The organism is Arthrobacter sp. BE255 (assembly GCF_031457335.1).
Taxonomy (GTDB): Bacteria; Actinomycetota; Actinomycetes; order Actinomycetales; family Micrococcaceae; genus Arthrobacter.
On the sequence record NZ_JAVDWK010000003.1, the window covers coordinates 304,962 to 323,750 of the forward strand.

17 protein-coding genes are annotated in these 18,789 nt (G+C 66.1%); 8 read left to right on the forward strand and 9 right to left on the reverse strand.

All coding sequences use genetic code 11. The annotated features are described in order from the left end of the window. Nucleotides 1-128: 128 nt before the first annotated feature. Genes J2X42_RS07720 through J2X42_RS07730 form a run of 3 tightly spaced genes read left to right on the forward strand, consistent with a single transcriptional unit; the run spans nucleotide 129 to nucleotide 3,149 of the window. The gene (locus tag J2X42_RS07720; RefSeq protein ID WP_310163862.1) at nucleotides 129-1,316 is read left to right on the forward strand and encodes a type III polyketide synthase; all 1,188 of its coding nucleotides are present in this window, start codon (nucleotides 129-131) and stop codon (nucleotides 1,314-1,316) included. A 16-nt stretch (nucleotides 1,317-1,332) separates the two neighbouring features. Next, on the forward strand, nucleotides 1,333-2,019 hold the full coding sequence (locus J2X42_RS07725; RefSeq protein ID WP_310163864.1) for a class I SAM-dependent methyltransferase: 687 nt from the start codon (nucleotides 1,333-1,335) through the stop codon (nucleotides 2,017-2,019). Further along, entirely contained in the window at nucleotides 2,016-3,149 is a 1,134-nt protein-coding gene (locus J2X42_RS07730; protein WP_310163866.1) for an NAD(P)/FAD-dependent oxidoreductase, read from the forward strand. The genes J2X42_RS07725 and J2X42_RS07730 overlap by 4 nt, the downstream gene beginning before the upstream one ends. 30 nt (nucleotides 3,150-3,179) lie before the next feature. Here J2X42_RS07730 and J2X42_RS07735 read toward each other — a convergent pair whose 3' ends face one another. Then, nucleotides 3,180-3,596: a nuclear transport factor 2 family protein gene (locus J2X42_RS07735; RefSeq protein ID WP_310163867.1), complete on the reverse strand. Its 417-nt coding sequence runs from the start codon at nucleotides 3,594-3,596 to the stop codon at nucleotides 3,180-3,182. A gap of 58 nt (nucleotides 3,597-3,654) precedes the next feature. Between J2X42_RS07735 and J2X42_RS07740 the strand changes: the two genes are divergently transcribed. Then, the gene (locus J2X42_RS07740; protein WP_310163870.1) at nucleotides 3,655-4,335 is read left to right on the forward strand and encodes a peptide deformylase; all 681 of its coding nucleotides are present in this window, start codon (nucleotides 3,655-3,657) and stop codon (nucleotides 4,333-4,335) included. Here the strand turns inward: J2X42_RS07740 and J2X42_RS07745 are convergent. Continuing rightward, nucleotides 4,332-6,383, reverse strand: coding sequence for a S9 family peptidase (locus J2X42_RS07745; protein WP_310163873.1), 2,052 nt, complete (start codon nucleotides 6,381-6,383; stop codon nucleotides 4,332-4,334). The two genes, J2X42_RS07740 and J2X42_RS07745, sit on opposite strands and share 4 nt — an antisense overlap. An 89-nt stretch (nucleotides 6,384-6,472) precedes the next feature. Here J2X42_RS07745 and J2X42_RS07750 point away from each other — a divergent pair, with 89 nt between their 5' ends. The 4 genes from J2X42_RS07750 to J2X42_RS07765 all read left to right on the forward strand — a co-directional run bounded on the left by J2X42_RS07750 (nucleotide 6,473) and on the right by J2X42_RS07765 (nucleotide 9,568). After that, on the forward strand, nucleotides 6,473-7,360 hold the full coding sequence (locus J2X42_RS07750) for a methyltransferase domain-containing protein (RefSeq protein WP_310163876.1): 888 nt from the start codon (nucleotides 6,473-6,475) through the stop codon (nucleotides 7,358-7,360). A gap of 134 nt (nucleotides 7,361-7,494) precedes the next feature. Beyond that, a complete protein-coding gene (locus tag J2X42_RS07755; RefSeq protein ID WP_310163877.1) occupies nucleotides 7,495-7,959 on the forward strand; it encodes an NfeD family protein in 465 nt (154 codons plus the stop codon). A gap of 38 nt (nucleotides 7,960-7,997) precedes the next feature. Next, nucleotides 7,998-8,945, forward strand: coding sequence for an SPFH domain-containing protein (locus J2X42_RS07760; RefSeq protein ID WP_131133012.1), 948 nt, complete (start codon nucleotides 7,998-8,000; stop codon nucleotides 8,943-8,945). 275 nt (nucleotides 8,946-9,220) lie between these two features. Beyond that, nucleotides 9,221-9,568 carry an RNA polymerase-binding protein RbpA gene (locus tag J2X42_RS07765; protein WP_066291394.1) on the forward strand — a complete coding sequence of 116 codons (348 nt, stop codon included), beginning with the start codon at nucleotides 9,221-9,223 and terminating at the stop codon, nucleotides 9,566-9,568. A gap of 144 nt (nucleotides 9,569-9,712) precedes the next feature. Here the strand turns inward: J2X42_RS07765 and J2X42_RS07770 are convergent, their stop codons facing one another. From J2X42_RS07770 to J2X42_RS07800, 7 genes are all read right to left on the reverse strand, one after another. Then, complete coding sequence (locus J2X42_RS07770; protein ID WP_310164301.1) at nucleotides 9,713-10,456, reverse strand: polyprenol monophosphomannose synthase; 744 nt, start codon at nucleotides 10,454-10,456, stop codon at nucleotides 9,713-9,715. A 99-nt stretch (nucleotides 10,457-10,555) separates the two neighbouring features. Next, nucleotides 10,556-12,214 carry an amidohydrolase family protein gene (locus tag J2X42_RS07775; RefSeq protein WP_310163882.1) on the reverse strand — a complete coding sequence of 553 codons (1,659 nt, stop codon included), beginning with the start codon at nucleotides 12,212-12,214 and terminating at the stop codon, nucleotides 10,556-10,558. Between the two features lie 57 nt (nucleotides 12,215-12,271). Further along, complete coding sequence (locus J2X42_RS07780) at nucleotides 12,272-15,220, reverse strand: DEAD/DEAH box helicase (RefSeq protein WP_310163885.1); 2,949 nt, start codon at nucleotides 15,218-15,220, stop codon at nucleotides 12,272-12,274. 24 nt (nucleotides 15,221-15,244) lie between these two features. After that, nucleotides 15,245-16,039 (reverse strand): twin-arginine translocase subunit TatC, encoded by a 795-nt coding sequence (gene tatC, locus J2X42_RS07785; RefSeq protein WP_310163888.1) that lies wholly within the window; start codon nucleotides 16,037-16,039, stop codon nucleotides 15,245-15,247. Between the two features lie 48 nt (nucleotides 16,040-16,087). Continuing rightward, the gene (tatA, locus tag J2X42_RS07790) at nucleotides 16,088-16,363 is read right to left on the reverse strand and encodes a Sec-independent protein translocase subunit TatA (RefSeq protein ID WP_310163890.1); all 276 of its coding nucleotides are present in this window, start codon (nucleotides 16,361-16,363) and stop codon (nucleotides 16,088-16,090) included. Between the two features lie 32 nt (nucleotides 16,364-16,395). After that, nucleotides 16,396-16,740: a hypothetical protein gene (locus tag J2X42_RS07795; protein ID WP_310163892.1), complete on the reverse strand. Its 345-nt coding sequence runs from the start codon at nucleotides 16,738-16,740 to the stop codon at nucleotides 16,396-16,398. 10 nt (nucleotides 16,741-16,750) lie between these two features. Further along, nucleotides 16,751-18,736 (reverse strand): WYL domain-containing protein, encoded by a 1,986-nt coding sequence (locus J2X42_RS07800; protein WP_310163894.1) that lies wholly within the window; start codon nucleotides 18,734-18,736, stop codon nucleotides 16,751-16,753. Nucleotides 18,737-18,789 lie beyond the last annotated feature (53 nt).

An 18,789-nucleotide genomic window follows, 5' to 3' on the forward strand; every position in this document is an offset into this window, starting at 1 on the left:
CGAGGTGTGCCCTGGGTCTATCTAACCAGCTTCCTGCCCTCCATAGCGGGGGGTATTTCCCCACTTCAGACGCAGTTCCGGCGTCCCGGGCCATTGTCTTATCCGCGGAGCTCGCCAAGAATAAGCCAATGACGGTCTACGTGCGTTCCCTGGAAACAGCTGTTCCGCCAACGATGCTGGTTCAAACGGAGGCCCGCGACGTTTTCGCCGCCCAGCCCGGGCTGACGCGGCTGGGGTCGAGGCTGGTCAGCACGTGCTTCGACTCGGCGGCGATCGACACCCGGTACACCGCCGTCGAGGAAATGACCAGGGACTTCCGGGCCGATGACCCGCAGTTCTTCGACCCCGCAACCAGTCTGTTGCTGAACCCCAGCACCAAAGTCCGCAACGAGATATTCGGCCGGGAAGCCACCAAGCTGTTCATCGAGGCCGCCCAGGCCGCCGTCGACGCCTGCCCGGGCCTCCGGGCACAGGACATAACGCATCTCATTACGGTTTCCTGCACCGGGTTCTATAACCCCGGCCCTGACTACAAGATCGTCCGGGCGCTCGGGCTGGACCCGGCGGTGCAGCGCTACCACCTGGGGTTTATGGGCTGCTACGCCGCGTTTCCTGCGCTCCGCGCCGCAAAATCCTTCTGCGAAGCAGACCCGGAAGCAGTTGTCCTTGTGGTCTGCGCCGAGCTCTGCTCCCTGCATGTCCGGACCTCCAACGACCCGGACACCATCATGGGATCGGCGCTGTTTGCTGACGGAGCGGCAGCCGCCGTCGTCACCGCCCGCGAGGTTCCGGAGGCACCGGCGCTGATGCGGCTTGACCACTTTGAAACCGTGCTGACGCCCGTCGGTGAGGAATCCATGGCCTGGAACATCGGCGACAATGGATTCGAGATGGTCCTCGGAAACTATGTGCCCCACATCATTGATGACCACATCATCGGCGCGCTCGGACCGTTGCTCGCCCGGGACCCGTCGGTGCAGGGACTCCCCTACCGTGAAATCCGGCATTGGGGCATCCACCCCGGCGGCCGCAGCATCCTGGACAAGGTCCAGTCACGGCTGGAGCTGACGGATGAGCAGCTCGTTCCTGCGCGCGAGACGCTGCGGAACTACGGCAACATGAGCAGCGCCACTGTCCTGTTCGTCCTCAAGCACATCCTCGACCAGCCGCTCGACGGCGGTGACGAACGTATCTGCTCCATGGCCTTCGGTCCGGGACTTACGGTGGAAACCGGCCTGTTCACCAAGCTGCGGCAGGGCACGGAACGACGCCCCTCCGCCGTGCGGGAAACGGCCACCGAAACTTCTGTGGCCTGAGCTTCGGGTGTGGCTGATGCGCAGGCGCGCCTTCGATGCTGTTGAAAAAATGGACCTGCCCGACTGCGATCCGGAACGGCTGGAGCGGACCTACCGGCAGTTCGGGCTGGTCAACGGCGCCCTGTCGGGGTGGCACCGGCTGTACCGGCGGGAAATCCGGCCCCTGCTCTCGGCCGAATCCGCCACCACCCTGCTGGATATCGGTTCCGGCGGCGGCGATCTTGCCGTCAGGCTGTCCCGTTGGGCCGCGAAGGACCGGGTCAGGCTGCACGTCACGGGCATTGATCCGGACGGCCGCGCCCACGCCTTCGCCTCCGGCCGCCCCTCCGTCCCAGGCGTGGACTTCCGGCAGGCGCACACCACCGGGCTGCTGGGCGAAGGGCTGAGCTTCGACGTCGTGATTTCCAACCATGTCCTCCACCACCTGCAGCCCGCCGCGCTGCGGCAGTTCATCGCCGATTCGGAGGCTCTCGGCCGGAGGAAGGTGCTGCACAATGACCTGCGGCGCAGTCCGGCAGCGTTTGCGCTGTTCGCCGTTGCCGCGCTTCCGTTCCGGGGCTCCTTTATCCGCGAAGACGGCCTGACCTCCATCCGCCGCAGCTACACCCCGCAGGAACTTGATGCCCTGGCTCCCCCGGGCTGGCGGGTCGAACGCACGTCCGCGTTCCACCAGCTGCTGGCCCGCCGCAAGGACTCCCCATGATTGACGTGGCGATTGTGGGCGGCGGTCCCGTGGGCCTCTACCTTGCAGCTCTGCTGCTGCAGGAAGGGCTGCGCGTCCGCGTCCTGGAACAACGGCTTGAGCGTGACAGCCACTCGCGGGCCATCGGCATTCATCCGCCTGCCCTCGCAGCGCTTGGCCGCGCGGGGGTGGCTCCAGAACTGGCAGCCGGCGGCGTGGCGATCCGCCGTGGCCGGGCCTACAGCGGCGGCACACTTCTGGGGACCATGTCGTTTGAGTCCGTCTCACGGCAGTTCCCGTTTGTCCTGTCCCTTCCACAGTGCCGCACCGAAGCGTGCCTGGAACGGCGGGTGCAGGAATTGGACCCCGCGGCGCAGGCCAGGGGCGCCCGCGTCACAGGAATAGCTGACGACGGCGGCGCGGTGACGCTGGCAGTGACCTCCGGCGGTGTTTCCACGCACCTTGCGTCCGTCCTCGCTGTGGCCGCGGACGGCGCCCACTCCACGATGAGGGATTTGCTGGGGATGCCAGTGCGCACGAAAAGGTACCGGGACCACTTCGTGATGGGCGACTTCGCCGATGCCGGGACCTTCGGGGCAGACGCTGTGTTGTTCCTGGAGGAAAGCGGAATCGTGGAATCCTTTCCGCTTCCCGGCGGCCTGCGGCGATGGGTCGTCCGCGCCAGCCGGCCGTGCGGGGTCCCCGCCGCTGCGGAACTGGCAGCACTCGTCCACCAGAGGACCGGCATCCAGCTGGATGCCGGCAGCAACACGATGCTCAGCAGTTTCAGCACCCGGTCAGCCATCGCACCGCGGATGGTGTCCGGCAGGACCGCCCTGATAGGGGACGCCGCCCACGAAATCAGTCCCATCGGCGGCCAGGGAATGAACCTGGGGTGGCTCGACGCCGAAGCGCTGGCCCCGATAATCTGCGACGCCCTGGACGCGAGGCCCGTCGGGAGGAGCCTCAAGGATTTTGAGCTCCTGCGCCGGCGGGCTGCGGGTGTGGCGCGCCGGCAGTCGGAAATCAACATGGTGCTCGGGCGGCCGCTACCGCAGCCCTGGCTAAGCCTGCGGAATCAAGCGATCAGGGCAGTCGCCTCCGCGGAGCCGCTGAACAGGCTGGTGGCCCGCCGGTTCACGATGCAGTGACAGGGGTCGGGGCGGTCCGCGGCGTGGCTTTCAGGACGTGAAGTAACAGTCGTAGCTGTCCTGGCTGACGATCCGGCCATCCCGGACTTCAAAAACGGACGACGTCCGTGCCCGGATGGTCTCCCCGGCGTCCCAGTACCGCAGGTCCATCAGTGACGTCGCCGACCAGTCCGCCTCCAGGACAACCCGCCCCTGTTCGCAGGTGGTCCGCCGGATCTCGAATTTTTGGTTGGCCACGACGCCGGCACTGTGGTCAGCCCCGGCCAGCACCTGCTCCAGTGTCCGGGTTGAGCCGGCCGGTGCCAGCAGGTGCGGCGCCTCAACGAGGACAAACCCGTCCGCCAGGAAGGGCCGGATACCGGCGGCCCCGCCGCCCGCCTCCAGCGTCCGGACAAAGTCGAGGACGAGTTCCAGCGGCGGTTTCCCCAGCGACATCTCTTCAGCCATGGAATCGACACTAACCGATTGCCACCGCGGCTGCCTTCGCGCCGCTAGGCTGTTCCCCATGAGTCTTGCATCGCCGCCGACGCCTTTCAGCCCTGCGCGCATCCGGGAAACCGTCCAGGAAATCCTTGCGGCGGACGCGGTGCCGCCCATTATGCAGGCAGGGCATCCGGTGCTCCGGCAGCAGGCCGCCGCCTTTGACGGCCAGATCACTGCAGGCGAACTGGACCAGCTTGTGGACCTGATGAAGCGGGTGATGCACGAGGCCCCCGGGGTTGGGCTTGCCGCCCCGCAGCTGGGCATCCCCCTCCAGCTCGCGGTGCTGGAAGACAAGTTCGACGTCGACCCTGAAGCTGCGGCCGTGCGGAACCGGACGCCGCTGGAGTTCCTCGCGGTCCTGAATCCGCGGTACCGCGCCGTGGGCACGCAGGCCGCCGCCTTCTTCGAAGGCTGCCTGTCGCTCAACGGGCTGCAGGCGGTGGTGGTCCGCCCGGAGCGGGTCCGGCTGAACTACGATGAGCCCGGCGGACTGCCGGCCGAAAGGGAATTTACCGGCTGGCAGGCACGGATCGTGCAGCATGAAACTGACCACCTCCAGGGAACGCTGTACATCGACCGGGCGGAGCTGCGGTCCCTGAGCGGCAACGCCGAATATGCTGCCCACTGGGCCGAGCCCGGCATCGGCAAGGCCCGCTCGGCGCTGGGTTTCCTGCCCGGCCTCCCCGACCTGCCCAAGCACTAGTCCCGCGTGCCGCCGTCGGGCAGCCCCTCAGCTCCGGGGCTGGCCGGGTTTCCCGCCGTCGGCAGGAAACGGGACCACCAGCGAAGGATGTGCTCGAACCGAAGGCGCCGATGATGGGGCGTTCCTGACCTGGAGAGTTCATGGTCCTCGCCCGGGAAGAGCAGCAACGCCGTGGGAACCCCGTTCCGCTTCAGGGCCGTGAAATACCGCTGGCCCTGCTCCACCGGACAGCGCAGGTCGTCCTCGCTGTGAATGACCAGCGCCGGAGTCCGGACCCCGTCCACGTGTTCCATCGGGCTCTGCGAAGCCACGGCAGCGCCTGACCTGCCCATGTACTCGGTACCGAAGTACCAGCCGATGTCTGCCGAGCCTTCGAAGCTGACCGGATCCAGGAACCCGCGCTCCACGATGGCCGCAGAGAAACGGTGGTCGCTGGCGATGGTCTGCGCAGTGAGGTATCCGCCGTATGATCCGCCCATGATGCCAAGCCGGCCTGCATCCAGGGCCGGGAATTTGTCCAGTGCGCCCTCCAGGAAACCCAGCACATCCTGCATGTCGAGGGTGCCCATGGCTCCTTTGACAGCCAGCCCATGATCCCGGCCGTAGCCGGCGGAGCCCCTGGGATTACACATCAGCACCGCGTACCCCGCGCCCGCGTAGACCTGGGCTTCGTCGTGGAGCGCCACTGTGTACTGGGCAAACGGCCCCCCGTGAATGGACAGCAGCACCGGATGGGGCCCTTTGCCGGCTGGCCTGACCAGCCAGCCGTGCACGGGGTATCCGTCCGCCGAAGGGAACGTCAGCTCCTGGGGAACAACGACGTCTGACTGCACCCGAAGTGCGGCGGAAAAATCCGTGAGGAGCCGCAGCTGCCCGCCCTCGAGGACGGCCAGGTCGCCGGCAGTGGAAGGGTCGCTGAAGGACACCAGCATTGATCCTCCGGCCCAGGCGGCTCCCGTAACCACCCTGTCCCCGTGCACCAGCAACGCGTGGTCGCCGTCAGCGTGCAGCTCCATGAGTTCCACTGTGCCCTGGGCGTTGTTCAGGACCATCGCTCCCGCCGGGCCGCGCAGTTCGATGCGGCCGCCGGGGCAGGACACGTCCATCATCTGCGGGTCAGTCAGTGCTGCGGCGTCGCCGCCATCGGCGGGCATGCAGTACAGCACCGGGTTGCGGGCCACAAAGTCCGTGCCGGTTTCACCGAGCCCCCGGGCTATGAAGAACAGCCACTCCCCGTCTCTGGACTGCCGGACGGACTGGACGGCCAGGCGCGGGGCTCCCGCAGGCTCCACCCGTAGCGGATCCCCTCCACCTGCCGGAACCCGGTAGATGCCTGTCTCCAGGGTGTCGTCGCTTCCCGGCGGCGCGGCGACAAAATAGACAAAGGCGCCGTCAGTGCTGAATCCGGCACTCTCATGATCGGTGGCGGCGGATGTCAGCTGCCACGCCTGGGGAACGTCGCCGGCCGGGTGGTGGTCCCGCTGCGCCCGGCCGCGGGGAACCACCCGCGGTTCCTCGCCGAACTCCGGGACGTCCAGCACAAAGAGCTGGACGGGTTTGTCCTGGATGTACCCCACGCCATTGAGCCGGTACTGGTAGTCCGTGACCAGCCGCGGATCTTCGGCGCCCGCTCCGACGTTCTCCATGGTTCCGTAACGGCCGGTGGCCGGTTCCCGGGAACTGAAGACAATCCGCCGGGAATCGGAAGACCAGGCAAACGCCTCGACGCCGAGGGGCCGGTCCGTCAAAGCCCTCGGTTCGCCGCCGCCGGCCTCCACAACAAACAGTTGCGGTTTCGCCGACGGACCAATGACGCGAACGAACGCCAGCGCCAGGCCATCCGGGGAGAAAGCCGGTGCCGAATCCTTGAAGCCCCGGGTTATCCGGCGCGGCAACTGCCCAGGATCCAGAGGAACGTTCCACAGCTGGCCTACATACGCGTCGGCGTCGAAATCCGGCCTGGTGACCGAAACCACGGCACGGCTCCCGTCGGGATGGACGGCCGGCGCCGAGACGGAGTTTAGGAGCGGGAGGTGTTCTGGCTTCACCCACGTGAGCCTAACGTGCGCCCCACCACAGGGGAAACAGGCCGATCAGGGGCCCGATGCGCCCGTCCGGCAGCCCTAAGATGGTGGACATGCCTTCCACACCTGACCTGGCGCTGCGCTGCCCCGTCTGCCGCTCGCCGCTCAGTTCGGCCGCCGACGCCGGACCGGCAGTTCCGGTAAAGGCGCTGGTGTGCGCGGCCGGACACAGCTTCGACGCCGCCAAGCAGGGATACTTCAACTTCCTGGTCGGTAAGGGGACCGCGTTCGAGGCCGATACCGCCGAGATGGTCGCCGCCCGGTTCAGCTTCCTCGATGGCGGGCACTACCGGCCCCTTGCCGACGCCGTTGCTGCCGCCGTCGTTCCTTTCCTTCCCCGGGACGCCGCGACCGTACTGGATTCGGGCACCGGTACCGGCCACTACCTGCGTGTCCTGCTTGATGCAGCCGCGGCCGCCACTGCCAGGGTGACCGCCGTCGGCCTGGACATCTCAAAGTTCGCCCTGAGGCGCGCTGCCCGGCTCAACCCCGAGGCAACCAACCTGGTCTGCGATGTGTGGCAGCGACTGCCGGTGGCGGATGACGCCGTGGACGTCATCACCGTGATTTTCGCCCCCCGCAACCCGCCGGAATTTGCCCGTGTCCTCCGGCCCGGCGGGCTGCTGGTGGTTGTGACACCGCGGACGGGCCACCTGGCGGCGATCGCCGGGCAGACGGGAATGCTCGGGATCGAGGAAGGCAAGGACGACCGGCTGGTTGAAGCGATGTCCGGTCAGTTCAGTCTCGAGTCCGTCCGTGACCTGGACGTTCCGCTGGTGCTGGCACCCGATGACGTCGTCGATCTCGCCTACATGGGGCCGGCGGGCCATCATCTGGACCGCACCGCGCTCGCTGAACGGCTCACCGGCCTGCCGCCGGGCACCGCCGTGGACGCGCGGTTCCGCATCACCGTATTCCGCCTGGCTGGTCCACCGCGGTAACGACTTGGCCACTATCCCCGCGAAAATGCGGCCAACCTGCCGCCCTGCGGCCCTGCGGACTACGATTGGAGGACAGTACTGAGGGCCTGCCGTCGTTGCACGCAGCGCGACCAAGGCTGTCGAAGGGGGACGGAATGTTTGAATGGCTTGGCGAGAACTGGTGGGCATTGTGGCTCACCGCTTTCCTCGCTTTTGCGGTGATCGAGATGATCACCCTCGACCTGTTCTTCATCATGCTCGGCGGCGGAACACTCGCTGCCCTCATCGCAGACTTTGCCGGCGCCGACCTCTGGCTGCAGATCGTGGTCTTCTGCGTGGTGTCCCTGCTGATGATCGCGTTTGTGCGTCCCGTGGCCCTGACGCACCTGAAAAAGGGGCCCACCGAACAGCGCACCAATATTGACCGGCTCATCGGAGAGCAGGCGCTGGTGATGGAATCTGTCAGTTCCACCGGCGGCCTCGTCAAGATCGGCGGCGACGTCTGGACCGCCCGCTCGGCCGCAGGAGTACTGCCCGCCGGCCAGAAGGTTGTGGTGTCTGCCATCGACGGCGCAACCGCCGTGGTCGCAGCGCAGCCGGAAACTGCCAGTCCGGCCTAGATACAGCTTCAATAACAACTGGGGATAAGAGGAGATGTATGGATAACGCAGGAGGAGCCGCAGTGGCCATTGTGCTGGTGGTCCTGATCGTGTTCGTGATAATTGTTTTGGTCCGCTCGGTGCGGATCATTCCGCAGGCACGCGCGGGCGTGGTGGAACGGCTCGGCAAGTACCAGCGGACGCTGAACCCCGGCCTTACCATCCTGATCCCCTTCGTGGACCGCCTGCTGCCGCTCCTTGACCTTCGCGAGCAGGTTGTGTCATTCCCGCCGCAGCCGGTCATTACCGAGGACAACCTGGTGGTGTCCATCGATACCGTGGTCTATTTCCAGGTCACTGATCCGCGCGCGGCCACCTACGAGATCGCCAACTACATCCAGGCGGTTGAGCAGCTGACCACCACAACCCTGCGAAACGTCGTCGGCGGGCTGAACCTGGAAGAGGCACTCACCTCCCGCGACCAGATCAACGGCCAGCTGCGCGGTGTCCTCGACGAGGCAACCGGACGGTGGGGCATCCGGGTCTCGCGCGTTGAGCTGAAGGCCATTGATCCGCCGCACTCCATCCAGGACTCCATGGAAAAGCAGATGCGCGCCGAGCGTGACCGCCGTGCTGCCATCCTCACAGCGGAGGGCACCAAGCAGTCCGCGATCCTCACCGCCGAAGGCCAGCGGCAGGCATCCATCCTCGCTGCCGAGGGTGATGCCAAGGCAGCCATCCTTCGTGCCGACGGCGAAGCGCAGGCCATCCAAAAGGTCTTTGACGCCATCCATAAGGGCAATCCCGACCAGAAGCTCCTGGCGTACCAGTACCTCCAGACCCTGCCCAAGCTGGCTGAGGGCAGCTCGAACAAACTGTGGATCATCCCCAGCGAGGTCGGCGAGGCACTGAAGGGAATCGGCAACGCCCTCGGCGGCACCAATCCTGACCCGCAGGCACGCGGTGGCTTGTTCGACGACGTGGCGGCCAAGCAGTCCGGGTCCTGACCCGCCCGCCCAACGGAAGGGGGTCCGCACTCTGGTGCGGATCCCCTTCCTTTGTGGGCCGGCTGCGGTTTTAGCAGCCTCGCATTTTTGGTATCAGGACTCCGAGTCCGTATAATTGGATATTTGTCCGGTCCGGTGAGAACCGACGGAACAAGAAAGCTTCGCAATGCGTTGAATCAATTGATGCAGCACAGTGCACACAGTAGTCCGGCGGCGCTTTACCGCCCCCGGCTAGCGTGGGGCCTTGCTCCGCGAACCGACCAGAGGGAGAAAACATGAGCGATCGCAGCCTGCGGGGTATGCGCCTTGGCGCGCAGAGCATGGAGACCGAGTCCGGCGTTGAGCCGGCTCCGCGTCAGCGTGTCGAATACAGGTGTGAGGATGGCGAGCAGGTCTTTGTCACCTTCTCTTCCGAGGCGGAAATTCCCCCGGTCTGGGTTTCCAAGACCGGCAAGGAAGCGCTCCTGGTCGATGGCGAGCGTCCCGACACCAGCAACGAAAAGGCTGTCCGCACGCACTGGGACATGCTGCTGGAGCGGCGGACCCTCCCCGAGCTGGAGCAGATCCTTGAAGACCGCCTGACGATCCTTCGCGAACGCCGTGGCGAACGGCGCACTGCGTAACTCCGCAGACCACCAGGCGCCAAGCGCCGGCTAACGAAAAAGGGGCCTTCCCCGCACCTGAAAGGTGCGGGGAAGGCCCCTTTTTTGGCGTCTTCGGCGCTGCCGAACCCCCTGGCCGGGCGGCCGAGGCCGCCCGGCTGCGGATTATGCCTGGGAAGAATCCTTCTTGCCCGTGAGCTTGTTCCACCGGGCCTGCAGTCCCCACTTGGTGACGTTGATCATGGCTTCCACAACGATGTTTCCGCTCATCTTCGACGCACCCAGCTCACGCTCCACGAATGTGATGGGGCGCTCCTCAATCCTCAGGCCCATCTTCGCGACGCGCCAGGCGAGGTCCACCTGGAAGCCGTAACCGACCGAATCGATTTGGTCGAGGTTCAGTTTCTCCAGGGTGGTCCTGCGGAACGCGCGGTAGCCGCCGGTGACGTCCTTGATCTTCAGGCCCAGCATGATGCGGGCGTAGGTGCTGCCGATCCGGGAGATGGCCTGGCGGTACAGCGGCCAGTTGACCACGCTGCCGCCGGCGACCCACCGTGACCCCATTGCCAGGTCTGCGCCCTGCTCGATGGCGTCCAGGAGGAGGGGAAGCTGTTCGGGCTTGTGGGAGCCGTCGGCGTCCATTTCCACCAGGACGTCGTAACCGGCGTCGAGGCCCCACCTGAAGCCTGCGATGTAGGCGGCACCGAGGCCTTCCTTGCCCTTGCGGTGCAGGACATGGACCTGGGAGTCTGCGGCAGCGAAGCTGTCGGCCAGCTGGCCGGTACCGTCAGGGCTGTTGTCGTCCACCACCAGCACATCTGATGCAGGCACCGCTTGCCGCAGGCGTTCGAGAGTCTTGGGCAGCGATTCCAGCTCGTTGTAAGTAGGAATGATGGTGAGGACGCGCACAGAGAGCCTTTCCTGGATGAAAGCGGTCAGAGCGCCGGTGCACAGTGGAATCACTGGCAGGCGCAACTTCCCATTATAGGGTGATGGCGGCTTGCCGGATTAAGCGCGGAGGGCCGGGCTGGAGTACAGCTCGGCACCGTCACGCACGGTCTGCAGGCAGACAGGGTCGGTTCCCGTGTCCAACGCAGGCAGGAGCGGCGTGCGGGCGCGTGGATCGGTGCTCCAGGACTGGACCCTGCCGTCAGCGACCTGGACCATAAGTTCTTCTACATCCCACACGGCGAAACTGGCCGGCGCCCCGGGAACCAGCTGCCCGGCCATCGGGTTGTGGTACTTCGCCGCGCGCCAGCCGGCCCGCGTGTGGCCGAGGAAGGCGGCCCGTGCCGAGATGCGCTGATCGTTGTTGTGGTGTTCCAGGCAGGCGCGCACACTGGCCCATGGGCGCAGGGGCGTCACGGGGCTGTCACTTCCGAAGGTGATCGGCACACCGGCGGAGTAGAACGACGCGAAGGCGTTCATCCCCGTGCTGCGGTTGCCGAGGCGCTGCTCATAGAGGCTGCCGGCCGCGCCCCAGGCCGCGTCAAAGCCGGGCTGCGAGCTGACCGTGACGGAGTAGTGCGCCAGCCGTTCCACGGCTTTGGAATCTGCGATCTCGACGTGCTCGAACCGGTGGCCCGCCGAACGGATCCGTTGTTCGCCCACCTCGGCGGCGGCTAGGTCAAGCGCGGCCAAGGCCGTATCCAGTCCGGCGTCGCCAATGACGTGGAACCCGCCCTGGATGCCAAGCATGGAGCACGCCGCGAGGTGGGCAGCGGCCTCATCCACCGAAAGGTAGTGGCTGCCACGCTCCCCCGCCGCGTCGCTGTAGTCGGCGCGGAGTGCCGCGGTCCTGGAACCGATGGAACCGTCGATGTTCAGGTCGCCCGCAAGCCCCCGAACGGGCACCCCGAGTCCGTCAAGTATCGACTGCGCAAGTTCCTGGTTCAGGGCCAGTTCTCCCCAGTACGGGAGCACTTCCGGCACAGGCTCGGCCCCGGGCCCGCCGGTGTTCCACGCTGCAGCCAGCCGAAGGTCAGCTACCCCGCCGATGTGCGGTGCCCCCATTTCCGCCGCTGCGACGTACCCGTTGGCAGCGGCCTCAGCCAGCGCCCGGCGCTGGTACCTGCGCAATGCCTCCTCGGGCAGGTCCCGGGTGGCCCGGCGGGCTGCACTGTGCGCGGCCCGCTTCAGGTGGCCGGCGGGAGAAAAGCCGTCAAGGTCCATGAGGCCGGCTGCGGCGGTGAGGGAGCGCGATACAAGGGCCGAATGGACATCCGCCCTCGACAGGTAGACGTGCCTGCCTGCGGCAGCCCGGTCGAGTTCGTCAGCGGTAGGCAGTGTGGGGTCCGCCCAGGTCGATTCGTCCCAGCCATGTCCGAGCACCGGCCCGTTCCCGGGCGTGGAGTGGACGGCGTCAAGCAGTTGCCTGGCCGACCGGACCTGTCCGAGCTGCAGGGAATCCAGGGCGATACCCGTTTCGGTCAAGTGGATGTGGGAGTCGACAAACCCGGGTGCGACGAGGCTGCCATGGAGGTCGATGACCTCCATGGTGCTGTCCGCGATCGAGGATGCCGCCTGTTCCGAACCCACCCAGGCGACTGTGTCGCCGTCAACGAGCATGGCGGTGGCAAACGGATCAGCGGCTGTGTACACCGATCCGTTGCGGTACAGCACCACGTTGCGCTTGTTCGCGGACGCGGCAGATGTTGCTTCGGTCATACTGTGAAAGCTCCTAGGAATTGTGGGCGGCGCACGTGCGGTGCGGCAGGCGGAGGGTCAGACCACGGAAGAGTAGGCCACCACGCCGCGGCGGATGAGCGAAATCGCTTCCGTGCACAGCCGCGCGAGGCGGGGTTCCAGCCCGGGAATCTTGGCGAGCTGGTCCAGCAGGTCGATGACCTGTTTGACCCACCGCACAAAGTCGCCCGCTGCGAGGTCCGTGCCGTTGAGGACTTCCTGCAGGTGCCGGCCCCGTGCCCACTTGTACATGGGCCAGACGAGTCCCAGTTCCGGCTCGCCTGTCAGCGGAAGCTTGTTCTGCTCCTCCACGTCCTCAAGCGCCGACCATTCACGGATCACCACGTCCACGGACGATTCCAGCGAGACGCTGGGCATCCGCGGCCGGAGGCCCCGGTCCTCGCGTTTGGCCTGGTAGACCAGGACGCTGGCGAGGGCGGCAACTTCGACGGCGTCCAGGTCACCGAAGGCGCCCAACCGCAGGGACTGCGAGATCAGCAGGTCCTTTTCACCGTAAATGCGGCGCAGCCGCTGGCCGTCCGCACTGATGGACTGCCGGCCGTCCGCCGCCGTTTCCAGGTAGCCGTAGGCGGAGAGCACGTCGCAGACCCGGTCGAACGTCTTGGCAATGGTGTTGGTCCGTCCCTGGATCTGCCGGACCAGCGCATCCGTTTCGCGCCTCAGCTTCCACCACCGTTCCGACCAGCGGGCGTGGTCCTCACGCTCGCTGCAGCCATGGCAGGGGTGGGCGCGGAGGGCACGCCGCAGCTCTGTAATGCGCTTTTCCTGGTTGGGCAGGGCCGTGGCGCGGCCGAAATCGATGTCCCTGCTGCTGGTGGTGGCGGCCGGGGGCCGGTTCTCCCGCAGTGCATTGCGCGCAGACGACGCAAGATCCCGCCGCGACTTTGGCACCTTGGCATTGAACGACTTCGGGATCCGGATCCGCGTCATGGGCGCGATGGGCCCCTCCAGGTCCTCGGTTCCGATCCTGCGCAGCTGGTTGTCCAGCGTCAGGACGGCAGGCCGCGGTTCCCGGCTCGTGTGATCCGAACTCAGCACAATAGCCGGACCCGGCGCCCTGCCTCCGGGCACGTCCACAACGTCCCCCGGCAGAAGCCTGGCCAGCGAGTCGTCGCTGAGCGATTTCCTGGCCCGCGACTTGCTCCTGGAGGTCATGTTTTCAGCGTCCGACAGCTCCCGGCGCAGCCTGGCATATTCGGTGAAGTCCCCGAGATGGCAGGTCATCGACTTGGCGTAACCGGCCAGGGACTCTTCCCTGCTGCGCACCTGCCTGGCGAGGCCCACAACGGAACGGTCCGCCTGGAACTGCGCAAACGAGGATTCCAGGATTTCGCGGGCACGGGCCCGGCCGAACTGCGCCAACAGGTTGATGCTCATGTTGTACGTCGGCCGGAAACTGGAGTTGAGCGGATACGTACGGCGCGACGCAAGGCCGGCCACCGCCGTCGGATCCGTCCCTGGCTGCCAAAGCACCACGGCGTGGCCTTCGACGTCGATGCCGCGCCGGCCCGCACGGCCCGTCAGCTGGGTGTACTCCCCCGCGGTGATGTCCACGTGGGCTTCACCGTTGAACTTGTCGAGCTTCTCCAGGACCACGGAACGGGCCGGCATGTTCACGCCCAGGGCAAGGGTCTCGGTGGCGAAGACCGCTTTGACGAGGCCTTCAACGAACAGCTTCTCCACGACCTCCTTGAACGTGGGCAGCATTCCTGCGTGGTGGGCTGCAAAGCCGCGGAGCAGGCCGTCGCGCCAGGTCCAGAAGCCGAGTACGTCCAGGTCCTCGGAGGGGATATCCTGCCCGGCCTCATCGACGCGCTGGGCAATGATGCGCTGCTCCTTCTCCGTGGTCAGCCACAGTCCGGAGGACACGCACTGCGCTACGGCTGCGTCGCAGCCCGCACGCGAAAAGATGAAGGTAATGGACGGCAACAGGTCCTGCCGGTCCAGGCTGGCGATCACCTGGGGGCGGCTGGCCTTCCGGACACCTGCCTGTTGGGCGCCCTGACCCGGGCGGTCGTCCCCGCGCTGCCTCTGTTGCCGGCGCTGGCTGCGGCCGCCGTGGCCAAAACGCCCGCGGAAGCTCTGCTGGCTCTCGCTCCTGGCCATGGCCAACAGGTCGGGGTTGACCTCGAATCCACGGCCGGCCACCTCTTCGGGTGCCGCCGCAGTTACGGGGGCACCCGTTTCGGCGTCGGCGGGCGGTGCGATTTCGTCAAAGGTGGTCTCGCCCGCGAAGAGGTCTACGATCTCCTTGCCCACCATGACGTGCTGCCACAGCGGAACGGGCCGGTGCTCGGAGACGATGATGTCGGTGTCGCCGCGGACGGTGTCCAGCCACGCGCCGAACTCTTCCGCGTTCGACACCGTGGCACTCAGCGAAGCCACCTGGACTTCGCTGGGCAGGTGGATGATGACTTCCTCCCACACGGCCCCGCGGAAGCGGTCGGCGAGGTAATGCACCTCGTCCATGACCACAAAACCCAGGTCATCCAGCGAAGCGGAGTCGGCGTACAGCATGTTGCGGAGGACTTCGGTGGTCATCACCACCACGGGTGCCTCGCCGTTGATGCTGGTGTCTCCCGTGAGGAGGCCAACGTTTTCGGCACCGTATTTTTCGGCCAGCTCGGCAAATTTCTGGTTGCTCAGCGCCTTGATGGGCGTGGTGTAGAAAGCTTTGAGGTTCCGCTCAAGCGCGAGATAGATCGCGAACTCACCCACGATGGTCTTGCCCGCGCCGGTGGGCGCCGCGACCAGCACTCCCCTGCCCTCCTGCAGGGACCTGCACGCCTGGCGCTGGAAGTCATCCAGCTCGAAGTCCAGGGTTCGGATAAAACCGCCCAGGTAGCTGGCGGCCTCGGCTGTCCGTTCCTTGCTGGCCTGGTATCTCTCAGACGGCGAGAGCTGGGCGGGAACGGTCGGCCGGGAAGAATACGGCCCCGCAGGTGGCGGCCCGGAAATAGAGGACATAACTCCAGCCTAGTGGGCGCGGGACTACAGGTTCTTCAGTTCGTTTCCGGGCGTCGCGACGTCGGCTGTGGCCTCGGTCTCAGCCTCGCGCTTGCTTACGCGCCGGGCGCGGCGCTTGTCATTCAGCAGGCAGATGCCGATGGCCGCGAAAAACAGCACCAGCAACGGGCCTGCGAGCATAAACATCGAGATCGCGTCGGCTCCCGGGGCGGCGATGGCCGCCAGGACGAAGACCAGGAAGACCGTGATGCGCCAGGCCTTGAGGATGGTCCGGCCGGTGACCACGCCGGCCATGTTAATCCCCACCAGGACCACCGGGACAAGGAACGCGAACCCCAGGACAAGGACCATCCGCGTGACGAAGTCGATGTAGTCCCGGGCGTCAATGATGTTGGAGAATCCAGCCGGGGTGAACTGCGTGAGGGCACGGACAACCTGGGGCACAACCAGCCAGCCGGCCCAGATGCCGGCAAGGAAGAGCGGCACTGCAGCAGCCATATAGCCCAGCGTGTAGCGCCGTTCAGTGCTGGTCAGCCCGGGGGTGATGAACGCCCACAGCTGGTAAATCCAGATCGGGCTGGAAATGACCAGGCCAATAATGAGGGACATCTGCAGCTGGAAATCGAAGGCCGACCCGATGTTGGAGAAGTTGACCGACGAAACCCCACCGGTCTGCAGGGCAATCCTGTCCACCGGTTCCTTGAGGGCTGACAGCAGCGGGTTGTAGAGAACCCACCCGCCGATTGCGCCCACCAGGACGCCGATCCCGGATTTGATCAGCCGGTTCTTGAGTTCCTTGAGGTGGTCCCAGAGGGCCATCCGGCCCTCTGGGTTGGCTTTCCGGCCCCTCGTCAGTGCCACCGTGGGTTAGGCGCGGTTCGACGGCGGCACGTCAGTACCGTCCGTCGGCTCACCGGGCTTTGCCTGCGGGTGGTTGACGATCCTGCCCTCCACCGGTCCGGTCGTGTCGGCAGGAGTTTCGGCCTTGCCGTCGTTCTTCATTTCCTTGACCTCGGACTTGATGATCCGCATGGACTGGCCAAGGCTGCGCGCCATGGCAGGAAGCTTGGGGGCAGCAAAGAGCAGCAAAGCAACAACGATAATAATGACGATCGGCCAGGGGCCATCAAAGAGTCTTCCCACGGGAATTCCTTTCCTCTAAAAACATCCTACGTCTAAGTGAAGTCCAGATCGCCAAGCGACTGCCGCTGGCCACGGTCAGTCCGGCGCTGGACACGCCTTAGGCGGCGGTCCTCCCGGCGGGCTGATTTGGATGTGTGGTAATCATGTCGCATCTGTACTGGAGAGGCAAAAACGGCTGCGCCCTGGGCGTGCGCCGCCTGCTCCGGTGCCGCCGGCGGGACGGCCGGGCTGAGATGGCCAAGCCTGTCCCCGGCCGCGCCCAGGTCCTTGAGCGTCGCCATAAACTGGCGGAACAGCCGGATGCCCAGCAGGACATAGAACAGCAGGGACAGCGCAACCAGCGCTATCCAGATAAGGATCCAAGACCACCAAGGCATGCTGAGAAGTCTAGCCCCCGTAGCTGGCCAGGGACGCCTCGATCCAGGCACGTGACTGGTCGGCAAGCTCCCGGGGTTCGAGGATGCGCACGGCGCCGCCGTGCTGTGCTACGAACATGGGCAGCCATGCCGTGTTGCCAAAGCGGATCTCTGCCAGCAGACCCCCGTCGGGCAGCTCGGAGGTCCGTTCGGCGTAATAATCGTCGGCCAGCCCGGTACCCTGCCTGGTGAGCTGGACCGTCACTGTTGTGTCGTCGTCGTTCGGCGTGAACAGCTTTGCCGGGAAGCCTTCGTTTGGCTCCACCGCGGCCGACGCCGGGTTCCCGTTCGGCTGAAGTTCCTGAACGCGGTCAAGGCGGAAGTTCCGCAGCCCCTGGGCTGAGTGGCAGTAGGCCTCGAAATACCACGTGTTGTCGAGCGAATAGAGCCGGAGCGGGTCCACCTCCCGTTCGGAAACCCGGTCGCCCTGGGGCGACAGGTACACCAGGTGCAGCTGGGACCTGGAAGCGACGGCCTGGCGGACGAGTTCAAGCGTGGCCCTGTCAGCGGGACCGACTGCCGGTCCAGCCAGGGACCCTGCCCTCAGCCCTTCCTCGCCCGCCGCGGCCATCAGTTTGAGCGTGACCGATTCCAGCGCGCCTCCTTCGGCGAGTTCCGGCAGCCCGTTCAGGGTTTCCAGGCCGGTAAGCAGCGCACAGGCCTCCGCCACGGTGAATCTGACAGGGCGCTTTAGGTCCAGGTCCTGTGTGATGTAGACGTGGTCGTCCTCCCACTGGATGTCGAGGAGGTCGTCCGGGTACCCCTCAGGCAGCCCGGAGCAGATGAGGATCCGCAGGTCGTCTTCGAGTTCCTCGCGGCTGACGCCGAACCTTTCGGCAACGTCATGGATGTGCAGTCCCTGGTTATGGACCAAAAACGGAACCAGCTGGAGCATGCGCTTGAGCTGGTCTTCGGAGGTCCGTTTGCGGAGGGTCCCCGCCCGGGGCTGATCATTGAAGGCAATGGCCGGAACCGGGGCCGCGCAGAAATCGGCTGCCGCCCGCAGCCTGCGCGTGACAGCGGCGACGAGTTCGCCCGGCGCCACGGCGATGGCGTCCGGACCGTAGGAGGCCAGTTCCTCGGCAAGAACCTCTACATCCCTGTACTGGATGCCCAGGCGGTCGTAGCCGCCGCCGGACGTGTCCGTCTGCCCTTCTGTTCCGGCAAGGGCCCGCTGGCGCAGCCCCAGCAGGCGGCCGGCGCGGACATCCACCTGCGCGGTCAGCAGCGGCAGCTCCGGCAGCCGGTCCAGCTCGGCCCGGATATTGAACTCCTTGGGCGGTGTGTAGCTCTCCTTGGCCAGGACGGTGACGGCGCTGGTCAATCGGGACAGCCGGAAGTACCGGGGAGCCTGGCGGATCCGGTCGTAGCCGGCCAGGTACCACTGGCCGAACCGGCTCCCCAGGCCCCATGGTTCAACTGTGCGCATTTCGTCCCTGCCGGTGCTTCCTGCGAGGTAGGAAAAGCTGACGGGGTGCTGGGCGTGCATGGCCGCAACGAGATCGTCGAAGGCCCGGCCGGCAGGCTTGATCCGCGGCTGCACGCCGACGGGCAGTTCAACGTCAGTGAGGCGGCTGGAGGCCTGGAGTTTGCGCAGGGCGTTTGCCGCGGCGGTGCCCAGGGCCGCGCGTTCCCACAACTGCGAGGCCAGCAGGATGACCGTCCACTCCCCGGGGCTGAGTTCCACCTCCGGAAGCCGGTTGGACTCCTTCCCGATCCGGTATCGGGTGGTGGCCGGGTCGTCCTCGCTCCAGCCAAGGTCGGTGACTGTTTCGACATCAAATCCGAAGTGGCGCAGGTCGGCCTTGTCACGTTCGAACATCCGGCCGAACGAGGCGTCGTTGCCGGAGACGTCGCGGTAGACCGTTTCGCGCAGCTCGCTGCGGCGCAGGCCGTATTTTGTGTTCAGGAGGGCGATCAGGAGATTAAGCAGGCGTTCTGTACGGGATGCGGGCACCTTCGCTACGTTACTAAAATCCGCCGGGGAAAGCAGAAGGCGCGGTAACGATC

Coding starts and splice junctions, on each gene's coding strand:
- J2X42_RS07720 (WP_310163862.1), top strand. CDS start 129: ATGACGGTCTACGTGCGTTCCCTGGAAACAGCTGTTCCGCCAACGATG.
- J2X42_RS07725 (WP_310163864.1), top strand. CDS start 1,333: ATGCGCAGGCGCGCCTTCGATGCTGTTGAAAAAATGGACCTGCCCGAC.
- J2X42_RS07730 (WP_310163866.1), top strand. CDS start 2,016: ATGATTGACGTGGCGATTGTGGGCGGCGGTCCCGTGGGCCTCTACCTT.
- J2X42_RS07735 (WP_310163867.1), bottom strand. CDS start 3,596: ATGGCTGAAGAGATGTCGCTGGGGAAACCGCCGCTGGAACTCGTCCTC.
- J2X42_RS07740 (WP_310163870.1), top strand. CDS start 3,655: ATGAGTCTTGCATCGCCGCCGACGCCTTTCAGCCCTGCGCGCATCCGG.
- J2X42_RS07750 (WP_310163876.1), top strand. CDS start 6,473: ATGCCTTCCACACCTGACCTGGCGCTGCGCTGCCCCGTCTGCCGCTCG.
- J2X42_RS07755 (WP_310163877.1), top strand. CDS start 7,495: ATGTTTGAATGGCTTGGCGAGAACTGGTGGGCATTGTGGCTCACCGCT.
- J2X42_RS07760 (WP_131133012.1), top strand. CDS start 7,998: ATGGATAACGCAGGAGGAGCCGCAGTGGCCATTGTGCTGGTGGTCCTG.
- J2X42_RS07765 (WP_066291394.1), top strand. CDS start 9,221: ATGAGCGATCGCAGCCTGCGGGGTATGCGCCTTGGCGCGCAGAGCATG.
- J2X42_RS07775 (WP_310163882.1), bottom strand. CDS start 12,214: ATGACCGAAGCAACATCTGCCGCGTCCGCGAACAAGCGCAACGTGGTG.
- J2X42_RS07780 (WP_310163885.1), bottom strand. CDS start 15,220: ATGTCCTCTATTTCCGGGCCGCCACCTGCGGGGCCGTATTCTTCCCGG.
- tatC (WP_310163888.1), bottom strand. CDS start 16,039: ATGGCCCTCTGGGACCACCTCAAGGAACTCAAGAACCGGCTGATCAAA.
- J2X42_RS07795 (WP_310163892.1), bottom strand. CDS start 16,740: ATGCCTTGGTGGTCTTGGATCCTTATCTGGATAGCGCTGGTTGCGCTG.